The 16,615-nt window shown below is 53.9% G+C and carries 10 protein-coding genes; 2 read left to right on the top strand and 8 right to left on the bottom strand.

Annotated features, from left to right (window positions below; all coding sequences use genetic code 11):
• The first annotated feature begins 202 nt into the window (after positions 1-202).
• Positions 203-1,159 (top strand): GGDEF domain-containing protein, encoded by a 957-nt coding sequence (locus MK110_06875; protein ID MCH2211008.1) that lies wholly within the window; start codon positions 203-205, stop codon positions 1,157-1,159.
• A 173-nt stretch (positions 1,160-1,332) separates the two neighbouring features.
• On the opposite strand, the gene MK110_06870 is transcribed toward MK110_06875, so the two are convergent.
• From MK110_06870 to MK110_06835, 8 genes are all read right to left on the bottom strand, one after another.
• Entirely contained in the window at positions 1,333-2,733 is a 1,401-nt protein-coding gene (locus tag MK110_06870) for a sulfatase (protein MCH2211007.1), read from the bottom strand.
• A gap of 4 nt (positions 2,734-2,737) precedes the next feature.
• On the bottom strand, positions 2,738-4,294 hold the full coding sequence (locus MK110_06865; protein MCH2211006.1) for a sulfatase: 1,557 nt from the start codon (positions 4,292-4,294) through the stop codon (positions 2,738-2,740).
• A gap of 430 nt (positions 4,295-4,724) precedes the next feature.
• Positions 4,725-6,053 carry a DUF1552 domain-containing protein gene (locus tag MK110_06860; protein MCH2211005.1) on the bottom strand — a complete coding sequence of 443 codons (1,329 nt, stop codon included), beginning with the start codon at positions 6,051-6,053 and terminating at the stop codon, positions 4,725-4,727.
• Entirely contained in the window at positions 6,050-8,548 is a 2,499-nt protein-coding gene (locus tag MK110_06855; GenBank protein MCH2211004.1) for a DUF1592 domain-containing protein, read from the bottom strand. The genes MK110_06860 and MK110_06855 overlap by 4 nt, the downstream gene beginning before the upstream one ends.
• A gap of 47 nt (positions 8,549-8,595) precedes the next feature.
• Entirely contained in the window at positions 8,596-9,552 is a 957-nt protein-coding gene (locus MK110_06850) for a sugar phosphate isomerase/epimerase (protein ID MCH2211003.1), read from the bottom strand.
• A gap of 799 nt (positions 9,553-10,351) precedes the next feature.
• Entirely contained in the window at positions 10,352-10,861 is a 510-nt protein-coding gene (locus tag MK110_06845) for an FHA domain-containing protein (protein MCH2211002.1), read from the bottom strand.
• A 515-nt stretch (positions 10,862-11,376) separates the two neighbouring features.
• Positions 11,377-13,887, bottom strand: a complete 2,511-nt coding sequence (locus MK110_06840) for a serine/threonine protein kinase (protein ID MCH2211001.1) — start codon at positions 13,885-13,887, stop codon at positions 11,377-11,379.
• A gap of 13 nt (positions 13,888-13,900) precedes the next feature.
• The gene (locus MK110_06835; GenBank protein ID MCH2211000.1) at positions 13,901-14,497 is read right to left on the bottom strand and encodes a sigma-70 family RNA polymerase sigma factor; all 597 of its coding nucleotides are present in this window, start codon (positions 14,495-14,497) and stop codon (positions 13,901-13,903) included.
• Between the two features lie 830 nt (positions 14,498-15,327).
• Here MK110_06835 and MK110_06830 point away from each other — a divergent pair.
• Complete coding sequence (locus tag MK110_06830) at positions 15,328-16,506, top strand: TlpA family protein disulfide reductase (protein MCH2210999.1); 1,179 nt, start codon at positions 15,328-15,330, stop codon at positions 16,504-16,506.
• Positions 16,507-16,615 lie beyond the last annotated feature (109 nt).

Raw genomic sequence — 16,615 nt, 5'->3', positions numbered from 1 at the left:
CTAACGACTTCTGAGACGTACAATACAGCGTCTGCAACGATGCCACGAGGCATCTCGACGATTATTAGCTTGCCGGTGACAACCGTAGGGGTATTTAGGGATCATTCTGTCAGCGACTCTCACGACAGTCGCCAGGGAATCCTTTTACGCCGGATTGTGTCGGTTCTCTCCGGTCCGACATCTGATCACGGAAAGACAGATCGTGAGCTCCAGGGATTCATATGACGAAGCGCTGGCCGATACGGGCATCGAACCCGGTGGCACAGCGAACAGTGGCAACTCTGCGGAAAGGCGGGGCTGTTTGCTGCAGATCTACCCTGTTCCCGACATACCCCGGCTCACGCGTCTGGTTTTCGACCGGGCAGTTCTTGGTCGGGACTCCACCTGCCACATTACCGTTGATGATCCGAGTGTTTCCCGGATGCATGCAATTGTCGAATGGTCAAACGGGACCTACTGTCTCACTGATCTGAACAGCACAAACGGGAGCTGGATCAGCGGGAAAAAACCGGATCCTCAGACTCCGCTGGCAGGTGGCGAATTAATACGACTGGGAAACACAATCCTGAAGTTCATGATGCTGCCGGATGAAGAAGCTCAGTATCACAGCTTCGTTCACGAACTGATGGCGCGAGATGCACTCACCAACTCATTCAATCGCGCCTGGCTCATGCCGTTGCTTGGACGCGAGCTGGAGAACTGCAGACAGGAATCGTTCCAGCTGTCGGTTATTTTTATCGATATTGATCGCTTCAAGCTGACCAACGACAAACATGGCCACCTCATCGGCGACGAAGTTCTCCGGACTTTTTGCGATCGCATTCACCCGGTTCTGAACAGGACATGCAGTCTGTGTCGATTTGGCGGAGATGAGTTTGTTGTCGTATGTCCGCAGTCGTCGCTGACAGTGACCGTAAAAATTGCTGAAGGGATTCGTCACGAAATTTCAGAAAAACCTTTCCAGACTCAGGCCGGGCAGCTCAATGTTACCTGCAGTATGGGGGTCACCTGTACAGATGGCCATTTGCTCTCTGACGTGGATGAACTGTTGTCGGCCGCAGACAAATTGCTTTACCGAGCTAAATCTCAGGGCCGCAACTGTATCCATTGTGCTGACGGTGATGCGATGTCCGGGGAGTCTGCGGCGACAGTGGTTTAGCTTCGGACAGGAACCTGGCCCGGGGGGGAAACCGGATTGGGAACGTTCCGGAATGGAGGTTGTTACAGCCGCTAAGCTGAAGGACAGCCGGTACACGACCTGGATTTTTTCGTGTCGACGGAAACAGTCAGGCTGAATCGCCACATCTCTTAACGTCAGGACACCTGTCTAATTTAATTTTTTTCCAGCCTGGCCGTGAGTTGTCTGAGCAGTTTACCGGCTTTCCCGGGTTGGGTGGCAGCCAGATTTTTCGTTTCACCCTGTGGGGTGGTGTGGTCGTATAGTTCGAGTTCACCCCCGCTGTGGGCAATGAGCCGATGGGTGGCGGTACGAATGGTTTGGGCGTTCGCACGGTAGGCGATGGCGGAATGTCCCCGGGACTTTGGGTTGTTTAGGATTGGAATCAGGGAACGGCCCTGCAGGAAGTCGGGGCTGTCCAGTCCGGCCAAGGCACAGACAGTGGGAAAAATGTCCAGGGTCTCGACAACGGAGCGGGTTGCTGTTCCTGGTTTTGGAATCCCTTTGTAAGAGATGATCAGCGGGGAGCGGAGGGATTCCTCAAAGAGGGTGTGCTTTCCCCAGACGGCGTGTTCGCCCAGATGCCAGCCATGGTCACCCCACAGGACAACGATGGTGTTGTCCTCCAGTTTCAATTGTTTGAGCCTGGCGAGGATGCGTCCCACCAACGCGTCGGCATAGGTTACGCAGCCGGCGTAGTGCCGCCGTATCTCCAGAGCGAAGGCAGCGTCGGTGTTCGGGTTGCGTTTCCAGCGGTTGTATTTCATGAACTCCCCTGAGTTGTGCCAGGTGGTTTTGCCTGAAGGCTTCAGAGGGTGTGGCGTGGGTGGCAGCGTGGTGCTGAGATAGGGGGTGACGTACCGCAGCGGCGCTCCGAATGGAAGGTGAGGGCGAATGATGCCGACAGCGAGGAAGAAGGGCTTCCCGGCGGCCTGTCTGCCAAGGTGGTCGAGTTGACGGAGGGCCTCTTCGACAATGAGTCCGTCGGGATACGCGTTGTCGGGGCCATCGAATGTCTGGTAGACGTCCATCTTCCAGGCCTTGCTGCGAATTTCCCCGTTGGCGAGGCCATGCATGGCACCGCGCGGGTGCTTCCAGAGGCCGGTCGGCATCAGGTGGCGATCCCATGATTCGGGCATTTCATGTTTGGTGTCGTCATCCCAGTTGCTGCCTCCCCGTCCCCCGGGATGATGGGAGACTTTGCCAACGGAGACGGTGACGTAGCCGTGCTTCCTGAAAAAACCGGGAAAATCAGAATGCTTGCGGTTGCCGGCTCGCGAAAAGAGCGCGCCGTTAGTGGTCGGACCGCAGGTGCCGGTCAGTAAGGTGTAACGGGATGCTCCGCAGGTGGGCGCTTGTACGTAATGTCGATGAAAAGGGCGACCCCGGGCAGCCAGTCCATCGATGTTCGGTGACCTGACGTAGTCGACCCCGAAGCAGTTCAGTTCAGGGCGAAGGTCGTCCACGCAGATCATCAGGACATTGGGATGCTTCGGCTTTGCGGAAAGCGGAGAAAGGCTTAAGGCAAAAGCGACGGCCAGAATCAATACGTTCATGGGTTTAGTCTCCGGGAACGCTGCCCCACCAGTCGCTGTTGGGTCTGAAGTCAGGGTTAAGAAAATCCCCGTGCTGACGTTCGAGTTTTTCCTTTCCCAGAGTTGCCAGAGAATCGAAGCGGGCTTTGCGTTTGACCAGATCGGCTTTGCTGTCCCGGATCGGAAACTTCGCCCCGGTTGCTGTGAGCCAGGAGTCAAGTCTTGTCCGCATGATCCTGACCCGCCGGAGTTCGGTGGTGGCAAGGTTCGTTTGTTCAGTTTCGTCCCTGGCGAGGTGATATAGCTCGTCGCGACCATCCTCGTGGTAGTGAATCAATTTCCAGTTGTTCTCGGTAATGATGGACGAAGGTTCGCCACCCTGGTTGCCGTAGTGCGGGTAATGCCAGTAGAGAGGCCGTCCGGGGATAGATTTTCCTTGCAGTAAAGGCACCAGACTGACACCGTCTACCTGTTGGCTTTCCGGCACCTGAAGGCCGACCAGTTCAAGCAGGGTCGGATACCAGTCGATGCCGCTGACCGGTACTGCGTTCGTCGAGCCCGGTCTGGTGATACCGGGTGCCTTGAGATAGAAAGGTTCACGTATGCCGCCTTCCCACTGACGCCCTTTACCACCGCGCAGAGGCAAATTGCAGGTCGAATAGGCATCGCCCGAGGAGACCCCTCCATTGTCGGATGTAAAGCATACGATGGTGTGTTCGGTGAGTCCGAGTTCGTCGAGTTTCCGGAGCACCATGCCGACGGCATTGTCCATGGTTTCGATCATACCCGCATACACGGGGCAGTCCTGCACCTGACGCACGCTGAGGCGACGGTCGAAGACAAAGCGTTCCCTGGCCAGGCCGGCTGCGACTGCCTTACGCCGGTATTTCTTCCAGAGTCGGGGTGTGGTCTGGATAGGACTATGCACGCTGTAGAAGGAAAGGTAGGCGAAAAACGGTTCGTCCCTGCTGGATTCGATGAAATTCGCGGTTTCTCTGCCGAGACGCAGAGTGAGCGACTCGCCCGCCGTGCCGGAGTGGAGGTTAGGATTTTGCCACGGAGAAAAGTATCCGCCGCGGGGACTGCCGACGTCCCATCCGCCGCTGTTGATCTCGAAGCCGTGGTCGGTCGGCCAGGACCCCCTGCTGCCGAGGTGCCACTTACCCGCGAAGAATGTCCTGTAGCCGGACTTCTGTATAACCTCGGGCAGGGTGATTTCGGAGGCTCGCAGTTGTTGGTTGTACTCCGGCGGCAGGTGACTGTCGTTTCGGCCGGTATCACGCCAGGCCTCTCCTGACCGATCGCCGATCCATGTGGTGATCCCGTGGTTGGTGGGGTATTTGCCGGTGAGGATACTGGCCCGGGAAGGACTGCATACCTGACAGGTGGCGTAACCACGAGTGAATTTCATGCCTTCCCGGGCGATACGGTCGATGTGCGGGCTCTCGTAATAGGAGGAGCCCTCGTTGCTGAGGTCGCGCCAACCGAGGTCGTCCGCCAGAATGAACACGACGTTAGGTTTCCTGGCAAAGGCAGGCTCAAGGCAGCTGAGGACAAGAAGGAAAAGAATAGTATTTCTCATGGGGATGACGTTGAGGTTCAAGTGCGTATTTGTCCGTTATGCGGCTACCGTCCACGTAGAGCGTCCCGTTGGCGAATGAATCCGGACTGCCCGACGAGGATGTCATATTTGACGGGACTCAGTTCGTCCGGTAAACGGACCCCCGTCACGGGCACGCTACCGCTCTGTTACCTGGTAAATTGTGAGGTGTCGCCGGCCCCGAGTATGCCTCGCTGTCGGGGAAAACGATCGGCAACCCGGTGATACACACTCAGTCAAAACATGTTTGACTGAGCACTCCGTCCGGTCGGGGGTTGTCACGGCCAAATGAATGGCATCTGTTGCTCTTCACTCCCGAATAAATTCTGCCAAGTCTGCTGATACTCCGGTGGGCCGGCTGTCGAGGTCTTCCGGAACTGAAGTGGAGACCAAACAGCTTAGGCATATTCAGCTAACTGTCTGTGTCGAGCCGTCCTGTACTGTCACCGAAGGATCCGGTCGAAATGTCGACTCGATTGAGCAGGTCCACGAACAGATTGGTGATCGGCTGTCGGTCGACCTCAATGTGCCGGCCTCCGGTTCCGCACAACCCGCCGGCAACCAGCAGCGGCAGGTCCGTGCTGGAATGAGTGTTGCCGTCACTGAGTCCGCCACCGTAAAGAATGGCTGACCGGTCCAGCAGTGAACCTGCTCCGTCTTGTGTCGCTTTGAGTCGTTCGAGGAAGTACGCGAATAACTCCACATGCAGACAGTTGATCTTGGTAACTCGTTCGATGAAGTCGGGATGACCACGATGGTGTGTGAGTGGATGATGAGGATCGGCGACGCCAATTTCAGGATAGGTGCGCACGCTGCCCTCACGACCGAACATGATGCTGGATACGCGCGTCAGATCCGACTGAAAGGCGATGACCTGAAGATCCAGCATCATTCTGGCGTAGTCAGGAAACTCAAACGGGATTCCCGAAGGTTTGTTGATCCCCGGGATGAGTTCACGTTTTTCTGCATCGGAAATACGCTTCTCCACTTCACGAATTGAGGTGAGATATTCATCCATCCTGCGTTGGTCATCTGCCCCGAGCCGATTGAACAATTCCCGCGTACTTTCACGGGTGACGTCCAGAATACTCCTGCGGTACAGCAGTCGGCGGGCGCGATCTTCAGCTGACAGACCAGGATCAACAGTTCCAAACAGTCGCTCGAACACCGATCGAGGATTGACGTCAACGGGCATCGGTGTTTCCGCGTCCTTCCAGGAAATGCTGTTGGTATAGGCACAGCTTGAACCGGAATCACAGTTGCCGACCATTCGTGAATCTTCGAGGCCAAGTTGCAGCGACGGGACCCGTGTTTCTGAGGCCCATTTGCCGGCGGCCACCTGGTCGAACGTGATTCCCGCGCGAACATCGGCTCCCGCAGTAAACTTTGGAGGCATGCCGGAAAGAAAACTACCCGATGCTTTGGCATGGCCACCGCCTCTGACTTTAGTTGGCGCGGTATTCTCCAGTCCTGAAATCACTGTGATCTGATCGCGAAACGGCTGTAGTGATTTCAGGATCCGCGGAAACGGGAATTCCGTTCCGGTTTGATTCGGAGTCCAGTGCTTCATGACAATGCCGTTGGGAACATATACGACAGCGATTCGATGGATCGGCGGATTGATCGCTGCTGAAGCAATGGCCGGTTGCATGGCGTTGAGCATCGGCAAGGCAATCGCAGCCCCGGTCCCCTGAAGCAGTTTGCGGCGTGAGAGGTGCCTGTCTGTAATAATCAGTGTCATGGTGATGTCTCTCCGGTGGGCGGGCCGTCCGCCGTATTCTGTTCAGCCACGTTCCGCATTTGGAAGGGCAGACTGTTCACGATCCCCAGAACCAGCTCAGAAAACCGATAATCCGCAGCAGGAAGCGATTCTGAGATCTTTGCCAGAGCCGGACGGTCGTGACGCTGCAGACCACGACCCAGGGCGTAGATCAGCAGTTTTTCCGCAAGACCGTCTACAAAAGAGTCTCGATCATCCATCAGGATCTGTTTAAGCTGGGCATGGCCCTGAAACGTAAGTCCGGACGGCAGAGTTCCTGAAGCATCCACCGGTTCTTTTCCGTCGAGATCGCGCCACTCACCGATTGCATTAAAATGTTCCAGACTAAATCCCAGAGGATCCAGCCGTGCGTGGCACCCGGCGCAGGTAGGATTGTTCCGATGCTCCTCCAGTTCCTGACGTAGTGAAACCGACTTCCCGACTTTCGATTCGTCCAGGGCAGGGACGGACGGCGGAGGAGGTGGCGGAGGGTCGTTGAGTAGAGTTTCGAGGATCCACTTGCCACGAAGCACAGGGGAAGTACGAGTTGAATACGAAGTGAGCGTCAGAATGCTTCCATGCGAAAGGATCCCTCCTCCCCGCCGTGTGTTACTGACGTCAACCCGTTGATACCCGGGACCGTGAATGCCCTCGAAACCGTAGAACCTCGCGAGCCTTTCGTCGACAAACGTATAATCCGCATTAAGTATCTCCAGGACACTTCGATCCTCCCGAATGATTTCCTCGAGGAATCTGGCTGTCTCTCGTTTCATCGAATGTCGCAAACTTTCCTCGAACGTCGCAAACTGTTCAGGATCCGGTCGCACAATGTCTATGTTTCTGAACTGAAGCCACTGGCCGGCGAAATTTTCAACCAGTGCACGGGATTTCGGATCCCGCAGCATTCGGCGAACCTGAGCTTCCAGAATGTCAGGTCGCCGCAGCGATGAGTCCGCAGCCGACTGCAGGAGTTTCGTATCGGGCATACTGCTCCAGATGAAGTACGACAGCCTTGAAGCCAGTTCATAGTCACTTACCGGCATGAAGCTGCGTCCGTCCGACGGTTTTCGGTCGTGTTCAATTCGAAACAGAAAGTGTGGCGACACCAGAATCGCCTGAAGTGCCGTTGCAATTGCTTTTTCGAATGAATCACCCTGATGTTCAACCAGTTTGAACAGTCGTAAAAATCGGTCAACTTCCTCGGTTGCAGCAGGACGGCGAAATGCGCGACTGGCGAAGTCTGTCAAAATAACCCGTGCGCATTTGGCCGTATGGCCGTGTTCCACACTTCCGTAGACGTAAACACGCTTAAGTGCGGCGGGCGATGCTGCTGTCTGCTGGTTGAACGGGCCCCCGATGTCGATGGATTCAAACCGGTTGTCGATTCGTGTTTCGACTGACATGTCTGTCTTAATTGTCGTACCCAATTTTCGCAGAATTTCAATGTCCTGTTCGTTGAGTCTGTCACCTCCGGTTAATAATGGCCCCGGCGGGCGTTTTGACGGTTCCGGCCCGTGAAAGTTTGGAGGGAGTCCGTGATACATTTTTAAATAGGTCGCCGACAGCAGGTGTTCTCCCGCAGTGACCCGGAGCCGTGTTTCCACGACCTGTCCTTCGAGGTCTGTGGCATCAATTTCGAATTCCTTTGTGCAAACGCCGTCAATAAACAGCGCAGGGTGTGCGGGCTCCGACTGAGTCGGGCGGTGGCCGTTGAGCACGATCCGAAAATCATATTCGGCCTCAACCGGAAAGTGGTGTACTACGTGTGCCGCATGAACCGTACTCAGTCCCGTGAGATCATAATTTGGCAGATCCTGTGGCACGGACTGAGTACCGCGCCGCAGATTAATGCGGACCGGTAACGGATAATGCGTGACCGATGGTTTGTGTTCTTTGGGGCCGAAGAGTGCGGTCGTGATAACACGTTCAGCGGCATTCAGATATTTTTCCATCAGGACCGGAGACAGTCTGAGGGCATCACTAATATTGTCGAATCCAAATGCCGACTGATCCGGCGGAAAATCTTCGGCCGGTCGAATGTTGACGCCCAGCAGATCCCGAACTGTGTTGGTGTACTCGGCGCGATTGAGTCGCCTCACTGTGACCCGGCCGGCCTGAGGCTGAATGGCTCGATCCTGCCTGAGAAACTCTGCTTTCAGCCACTTCGTCGCATGGACAACTTCACTACCTGACGGTCCGGTGACTTCGGGTGGCGGCATTTCTCCGGTGGTCATCTTTGCGACAACACGTTCCCATGCTTCCCGGTTGACGTCAAAGCTGCGCAGGCCCTGAGTACTCAAAGTCTGCAGGTCCAGATCTCCGGAGGATTTCGTCGGGTTGTGACAATCAACACAGTGAGTTCGGATCAGGTCGAATACAACCCGTTCGTCGGCAGGACACTGTTTGGCGGTTAAAGGAAGTCCGGCAGGCACAAGCACCAACAGCAGCGTACGGAAATGCAGTTGTACGTTTCTCATAACAACATCGTACAAAAAAAAGTGATCAATACATCACTGCGATCCTGCTATTTGCTGACCAGTGAGAAGGCCTTTGTCAGTGCGTCTGACGTTGTTCGGCAGGCGTCGTCATTTCCCATGTCCCGGAGTTTTGCATTGAACGGCTCTGCACGCACGGGACCGTCGTAGCCGATTTCAATCAGGAACCCCAGAAACATCTTCAGGTCAATTACCCCGGTTGCTGCCGGTAATTCACGCTGGTTATCGATCTGTTCGTCGATCGCAAGACCTGCCGGTGCGTCGTTCAGATCACAGGCGATGATGTCCTGATTCTTTAGAGTTCGCAGATCCTCAACCGTTTCATGTGCTGTGTACCAGTGCCAGCTGTCGAGAACAAAGCCAACATTGTTCTCTCCAATTTCTGCGATGAGATCTTTGGTCTCTCGCATACTGTGTATAAAACTGTGACGTTTTGAGGCCCACAGCGTTTTCGGCCCGACGTATTCCATGCCGAAACTCTGACCATGATCCGCAAGGATTCTTACACAGGCCTTCAGACGCCGCGCATGCTGACGGAAATTGGCCATATAGGTCAGTTCATTGTGACAGGGACTCAGCCAAGTGCCCACGCGTGTCACACCGGCAAGCTGCATGGAACTGGAGATCGCTGGCAGTTTCTTCAGGTCCTGCTGAAACCGGGATTCGTCCTGGCGAAAATTTACCGGCAGACCGGCGGCTCCCCATCGTACACCTTTTTCCTTCATCAGCGCCGCCAGACTGGCGCGTTGGGACTCATCAAGCGACGAAAGAAACCGTGGATCCGCAGACACAGACTCAAAGCCAAATTTGGCTGCATACCCGATTGCCTGCAGTTGATCGGCTTCCACACCGATGGCCCCCCAGTTCAGATCGAGTGTGAATTTTCGGTGTTCGCGGTGAGTTAAGGCACTCCGTGCCCAGGCTGAACGAAATGAAAGTGCTGCCACAGTGGCAGCGGAAGATGAGATCATACTTCGACGTTTCATATCTCTGTCTCACAACGAGCTGAATACACGGAACAGACCTGCCACCGATGAGGAAATTCCTTCCGGGTTTTCCCGCGAGCTGCTACAAACTGAAATTCGTTTCCCTGATTCTATACCGGTCAAATCCGGACAGAACTGAGCCGGTGGATCGATTCACAGGGCACCGGGAGTTCATGCAGCCCGCAAATTCTACATTGTCAGCGTCAGCCAAGGTAGACAGGGAATCCACTCTTTCCACTTACGAGTTTTCTTCGAACTCTGATATGAAAGAGTCCCTGATCCGCCGGGAAATGTAACGTGTGTCCCCGATTTCCGGCAGACACACCAGCCGGAAATCGAAACTGTGCTTCGGTGCTGCAATAACAGTTGTTTGGCGATTCCGGAACCAGGTTTTGGAACATTTCGGCTCTTGTGAGTTCGTATGCGATTGTTTGTTGTTTGACCGGGCTTCAGATTTCACCGGAAATTGACAATTCGCTGGTTCCTCCAAAAGATGAATTCATTGGATTACGGCAGTTCAAACAGCGTGTAGGAGTTCCCTGAATCTGAGTCGAACTGATCCACGTGACGCGCGACGGGGAAATCCGCAAATACGCTTAAGTACTGTTCGCAGACGTTGTCGGATTATTATCATACTTCGTTCCACGCAGCGAAATTTAAGCTGAATGCCAGGCTCACCCCGTCATGACAGGGTCTTTCCGACGGATAGTATTCCGCGTTCCGTACACCTCCTGTGGACGTCACGATCTGTCGCGGAGGGCCGGCGGTAGTCATCGGGGCTCAAAAACACTAATACCGCTTATTCTTCTTCGTCACTCAGCCAGTCCATGATGAAATCGTCGCGATTTTCCGAGCGGCGTTTGGCTTTCATTCGCGCACGTCTTTCGTCTGACGACTGTGGTATGCGAAAATCGGCCGGTTTTTCCAGTCCGGCCTTCTGCATCAGGCTCAATGCAAACGTGTCTATGGATTCCGGTGCAGCAGCATCCGGATGAATGCAATACTCAATGCGGAACCGAGACTTGGCCACCTGCAATTCGTCACCTGGCATCAGAACAGATTCTAGTGTTCGCTCGCCGTTGACCTTGACACCGTTGGTGCTGCCCAGATCCCGAACGTGCCAGTAGTGCTTTTGTAACTCCAGTTCGCAATGGTGCGAAGACACATTCGAAAGCGCAAGGCAAATATCGCAGGATGAACGGCGACCAATAAGTATTTTCTCATGAAGGAGGGGAATTGTGTCGCCTCCCCCGCACGGATTCAGCTCACCGAGCATCTGCTCTGTCCCTGAACATTCGATGATTGACAAAAGACGTCCCTGTAGTACCGGAGTAGTCAGAGAACACGGTTTAACCAGCCGGAAGTCGGTGTCCGAAATCAAAGTCGGCACTGCCGCCTGTGTACAGTACGTTCCATCTGTGAATTTCCGCTAAATCCGTTTCGGACAAATTCGTGGGGATTTCCGGAGAATTGCCAAAACACAATATTCTAAACATAGTCCCGGTGGCACTGAATGCAATAGGCAGGCGGGTCGAACCAGGCTCTGACAAAGCGAGTTGGAGGATTCGGACCGACTTTGCGGTGTTTAAGTATGAGGTTTCCGTTGAATCATCGCTGAAAAATCGGAGTTTGATCGCCGGTGCAACGTTTTCACCTGGGCCAAACCTGCTTATTCGAAAAGCATATTCGCCGCCGGATTGAACATGCCTGTTCAATCCGGAAAACAGTCGAACTCCGAAAATACAGTCTGTTGATTGTAATCGAGCTTCGGCGGCGTATTGAAATACGTCCAGGATGACCGTCAGCGGTATCAGAATCTTTATTTTACTCTGCCAACTGTACAGTAGCCGGAGAGGGAGTGACGCCAGAAGTCAGTGAAGTCAGCTTTCGAGTACCGTCGATGATCACTTCCCGGGTTGCCGCGACACAGGGTTGCGAAGAGTCGTCCTGTGGGATGAGTTGAAACTGCCGGCGGGCCTGATTCCGAAGGGTGTCGGCCTGATCATGTTTTTTCTTCAGGTCCAGCCACTCTGCAAAACGCCACTCCAGCAGGGCCTGCCGAACATGATCGGGAAACCCGACTGCCATGCTTTGGTTCAGGTAACTCTGCATCGAAACGGCAACTTCAAAGTCCGATTTTGTATCGCCCTCTTCAGTGCTGCGAATCGCCAGTTCTGCCAGCAGGTGACGTACATCAACTTCTGTTTCGATGTAGTCAGTTCGACGGGGCTGACTTTGAGTCAGCGAGTGGACCAGTTCCAGCGCGCGTTCCAGTCGCAACCGAATCAAGTCAGACCCAGGTTGAGTTTCGGCTCCCTGCGGAAGCCTGACATTTGCCAGAACCAGTGAATAGATGTAACGGTAGTTAGGCTGTTTCGGAAAATCCTGTGTCAGTTCAAGCATGAGGTTCTGGGCACGCTGGTCGTCCTGCTGCACCAAAGAGCCCAGCACACGTTTCCACTGTACACGTTCTATCAGCGTTCTTGTGATTTGTGTTTTTATCCTCGGAATCTTCATTCGACCGGATACCTGTAACACCTGTAACGCGGCGTCAAGATGAGCAATTGCCGTGTCCGCTTCATCTGTAAAATCGTGCCCGGCAACTTCAAGCTGGTACCATGTTCCAAAGAGCCCCACACGTTCAGGCCTGAACGTCCCAAGCCCGAGATGCGCTTCAGCGAACTGCTCGGCATAGTCCGTCGTGTTCTGCTCCGACCGCGGTATTTTGCTCAGAAGCGCCAGCACTTCGTGGCGCAATATGACCGCTTCATCCAGTTTCATTTCTTTTTCCAGAACGCTGCTGAGATCATTGCGAAGTCTTGCAGCAGAAAGCACTGCGTTCACAGTATGTATGCCAAACGGTGAAGTCATATTGCACTGGAACATCCATCGATCAGTGGCCTGCAGTGCATACTGAAATGCCCGACGGGCATCCTCGAGTCTGCCCAGATTTTTCTTGGCTAAACCAACATCGCGTCGTGCAGAAATGGCGGAATGAATCAGGTCCGGTGGCAAATCCGTCAGCCGATCAATCTTGATGTCAGGAAGATACGGCAGCATCGTGATGTGGTCTTCCAGAGCGGGATCATGGACCTTCGTGGTTCGGGAATCCTGGAGCTCGCTGAGCTGACTGAGCTTATCCCGACCCGGATAGTTGGATTTGAACAATGCATCAATGGCAAACACTTTTCCGAAGAGTTGTGTATTTTGCTGTTCAGACTGCAGATAAGCGCTGTGTGAAAAAATCGCCATGGCCCAGGCAAGCCCGAATAGCAGCCCCAGGCTGACAGACAGAGCCGGGTTACGCCTTGCCAGTTTGATTCCTTTGCCAAACCAGCTGAGTTTTCTTGCTTTGACGGGCCAGAATTCCAGAAATCGCTGCAGATCTTCTGCCAGTTCACCTGCGGTCTGATATCGGTTTTCCGGGTCGTGATCGGTCGAACGATCAATGATCGCTGCCAGGTCGGCAGAAACAGGAACGGCCTCGGGTTCCGGCAACAGAGTTTGGACGGTCATTCCCAGACTAAAGACGTCAGCCTGTACATCACACAATCCCGTCGCTCGTTCGGGAGCCATATATTTTTTTGTGCCCCCCGCGTGGCCGTCGGAGACGGATAGTGAATCGGCAGCGAGACCAAAATCGGTGATCCAAACCCGTCCATCAGAGTCTTCAATCAGGTTTTCGGGCTTGATGTCACGATGCATGACTCCCTGTTTGTGTGCATAATCCAGAGCCTCCGCAACCTGTACACCGATTTCGGCAACTCGATGTGCGGTGAGTTGTTCCCGGAGTTGATTTAACGGAGTTCCCTCGATCAGTTGCATTGCGTAGAACTGGTAGCCGTCTTCAGAACCGCAGCCGTGGATCGGGACGATATTGGAATGGTGCAGGCTGGCGGCCAGTTGTGCCTCTCGTTCAAACCGCTCTCGTTCCTCTGTCTGAAGTATCATTCGTCGCGGCAGTACTTTGAGAGCAACTCGTCTTTTCAAGGAAACCTGCTCGGCCTCAAAGACGATTCCCATGCCACCACGACTGATTTCACGTACGACACGATATTCGCCCAGCTGATCGACTCGTCCGCCCGCCAGACTGACACGTCCTTCTGCATCGCGAGCATCGTCGGCTTTGATTCCTTCCAGGGTGACGATCGTCGTAAAGACTGATTCGATCTCTGCGGCGAGGTCAGGGAATTGTTCGGTGTATTCCGCGACCAGAGGACATTCACCGCGTCGGATTCGAAACTCGAATTCTTCTACCAAACGTCCGAGGAGCTCATCGCGTTCTTCGGAGGACAGGCCTTGCAGCTCTCGCGGGTCACTGAGCGGACGACTCATGACGGTCCTCCTTTCAGCTCTGACTAAAGTCGGGCAGCGATTCGACGATGTCTTTTAGTCGTTCGAGTGCCCGAACATAGCGAATACTGGCTGCAGTTACGGAAATCTCCAGCACTTCTGCGACTTCGGAATTGGTCAGCTCTTCGAACTGACGCAGCTGGATCACTTCCCAGTCTGTTTCATTCAGCTTTTGCAAAGCCTGATCGACGATGATCTTGGTTTCCTGCCGGATGGCAACTGCGCTTGGGGTTGTGACAGCAGCGACCAGTCGCAGCAGCGGACTTGATGCGGCATCATTGGCCGGCAGGTCAGAATAAGACTCTCGTTCGGTCGAGCGCTGCTGTGCCCCGGTGTAAGTGCGATGGGCGTTGTTCAGGACCTCCAGGGCAATCTGTCTGAGCCACAGATAAGGTGCAGATCCATTGCCGTCCAGATAGTCGTCGTAACGCCGCGACGCCTCTATAAACACATCCTGAAGAACGTCTTCGGTGTCGAGGTGGTGGCGGACTCCCGGATTCATCCGAAACCGAACCAGACGCCACAGTCGCTGTCGTTCTTCACGAAAAATATTTTCAAAAGATTCAGAAACTGTATCCTGAGAATCCGACATATTTGCACTCTCCGGGCTCAGCACAATTTCCTTAACCTTTTCGCGTTACCGTTCAACTATTGCCGGCAAGATCTCCGCACAATAAATACTGACTGGTTGACAAATGAATGACTGATCGATTGTCGGTGTTGTTGGCTAGCCGCTTATCAGCTGTGACGAGCACGATTTTGTCGTGCATTCACCATACGTCGGGTGGTCGGTTCTGTCCATCAATTCATGTTGTTCCCGTGGCACACTCCGAAATTTACTCTGTTTTTGGGGTCTGGTTTGAATCTTACTATATTGAGAACTGCAGCTAGTTTTGAGATCTCTGCTATTCTTCGGAACCGGTTGTTTTTTACGGATGGCTTCAGCTTTTAAAGAAGTGACGACCGGGCTTTACGTTTTTTTTCCGGTTTTCAGTGACGCAGATCGTTCCCGGACAGACACTAGGCTGCTTTCTGTGACTTCGTCACTGTCAGCCGTCGGCTACAATCTGTAGTGAATCATTGAAATGCTGCGTAGACGGACCGGAGTCGTGACCGGGGTTGGTGAATCATTTGACTCGACCTAGACTGCGAGTGTAGTGACGGATGCATGGCATGCCTGTATTTGAACCAACAGGACTCATCACTGACTCGTTTTGTACGTCTTTACCAGGACGTTGATCTGTTCGACGACCAAACTGAATCGGGGCGGCTTCTGGAACGACAAATGGGTGAAGAGTCGGTTCTCCATTCAACCGTTGGTTGGCTATGATTGTGGTTGGTTTCCGTAAACGCCGCCGCTTTAAGTTAGATTCTTTCACCAACACGTGTGTTCACTTCTTTCCTGTTTTCCTCTGGTGCTGTATGGCCGCTTTTCAAAAATCGTTCCGCTGGCTGCTGATCATCTCGGTTTTCGGACCGGCTTGGGGACTGACATGTTTTGCGCAGGAGGACAAATCGGCTGCATTGTCTGTTAAAAATGAGCGGGACCCGCAGAACAAGGAGAAGGATCCGTTTGAGGTGCCGGATGGAAGTCCGCAGGAGTTGTTTTCGTTTATTGGCAGCATCAAACAAATGAGACCGACGGAACGGACTCGGGAAGCTGTGATTGCCCACCTCCGAAAGCAGGTTGCTGCCGTCACGGGTGCGGTCGATCGTATTCTGGTACAGGAGATCAGCGAACAGGACGCTGTCCTCGCCGTTGAAGAAAAGTTCCTTGTACTTTCGGTCCTGAGCCGTGTGGATCCCGAGTCACAACGACAGTTGATGGCGTTTGCCGGATCACTCCGGAACGACCCACGTCCGGCTGTGGTACAGTCAGCGGATTTTCAGCTGCTTCAACTGGTGATCATGAAAGCTCTGCAGGAGGACGGGAACAGAGAAACTGTCGTCACGGACCTCTTCGCGTTCATCGATAAGTACGGTCTGGACAGGCGCGGAGTGAGCCTTGCATCGGCGCTGGGGCAGCAACTCAGCGGTAGTGAACCGGAAATTGCAAAGCAGATTTTGAATCGTCTGGTTCCCATGCTGGAGAACTCGGACAATCCTGATTTTCGTACTCAGGGCCTGAGCATTGCTGCCACAGTTCGACGTCTGAATCTTCCGGGGAATTTCATGGAACTTTCGGGAGTCACAGCAGAGGGATCTGAATTCGACTGGGAAAGCTATCGGGGAAAGTTTGTGCTTGTTGATTTTTGGGCGTCTTGGTGTGGTCCGTGTCGGGCAGAAATTCCCAATGTGAGAAAGAACCTCGAAGTCTACGGTGCAAAGGGTTTCACTGTTGTAGGCATCAATATCGATCAGAATCGCGCCGATTTCGAAGCTTACATGAAGGAAGCGCAGCTTCCATGGCAGAACATTATGCCGGATGGGAATGGTAACAGTGAGATGGCAGCCTATTATGCCGTCACCGGAATTCCCACTGTGATTCTTGTGGGACCGGACGGCAAAGTTATTTCGCTGAATGCTCGTGGTCCCGAGCTGGGTCGGTTACTGGAGACTCATTTGGGGGCGTCGGTTGACAGTGTTGAGCTGCCTGAGTAGCTCCCATTTGAAAATGTACGAATCCCTCGCTGTTATCCGGTGGCAAACGGTCTCAATAACAGTGACGGCATGATTAGGCACGAGGTCTGTTACTCCGTCCGGATTTCAT

This window comes from Fuerstiella sp. (assembly GCA_022447225.1).
Classification (GTDB): Bacteria; Planctomycetota; Planctomycetia; order Planctomycetales; family Planctomycetaceae; genus S139-18.
This window is presented reverse-complemented; position numbering and strand designations above follow the sequence as displayed.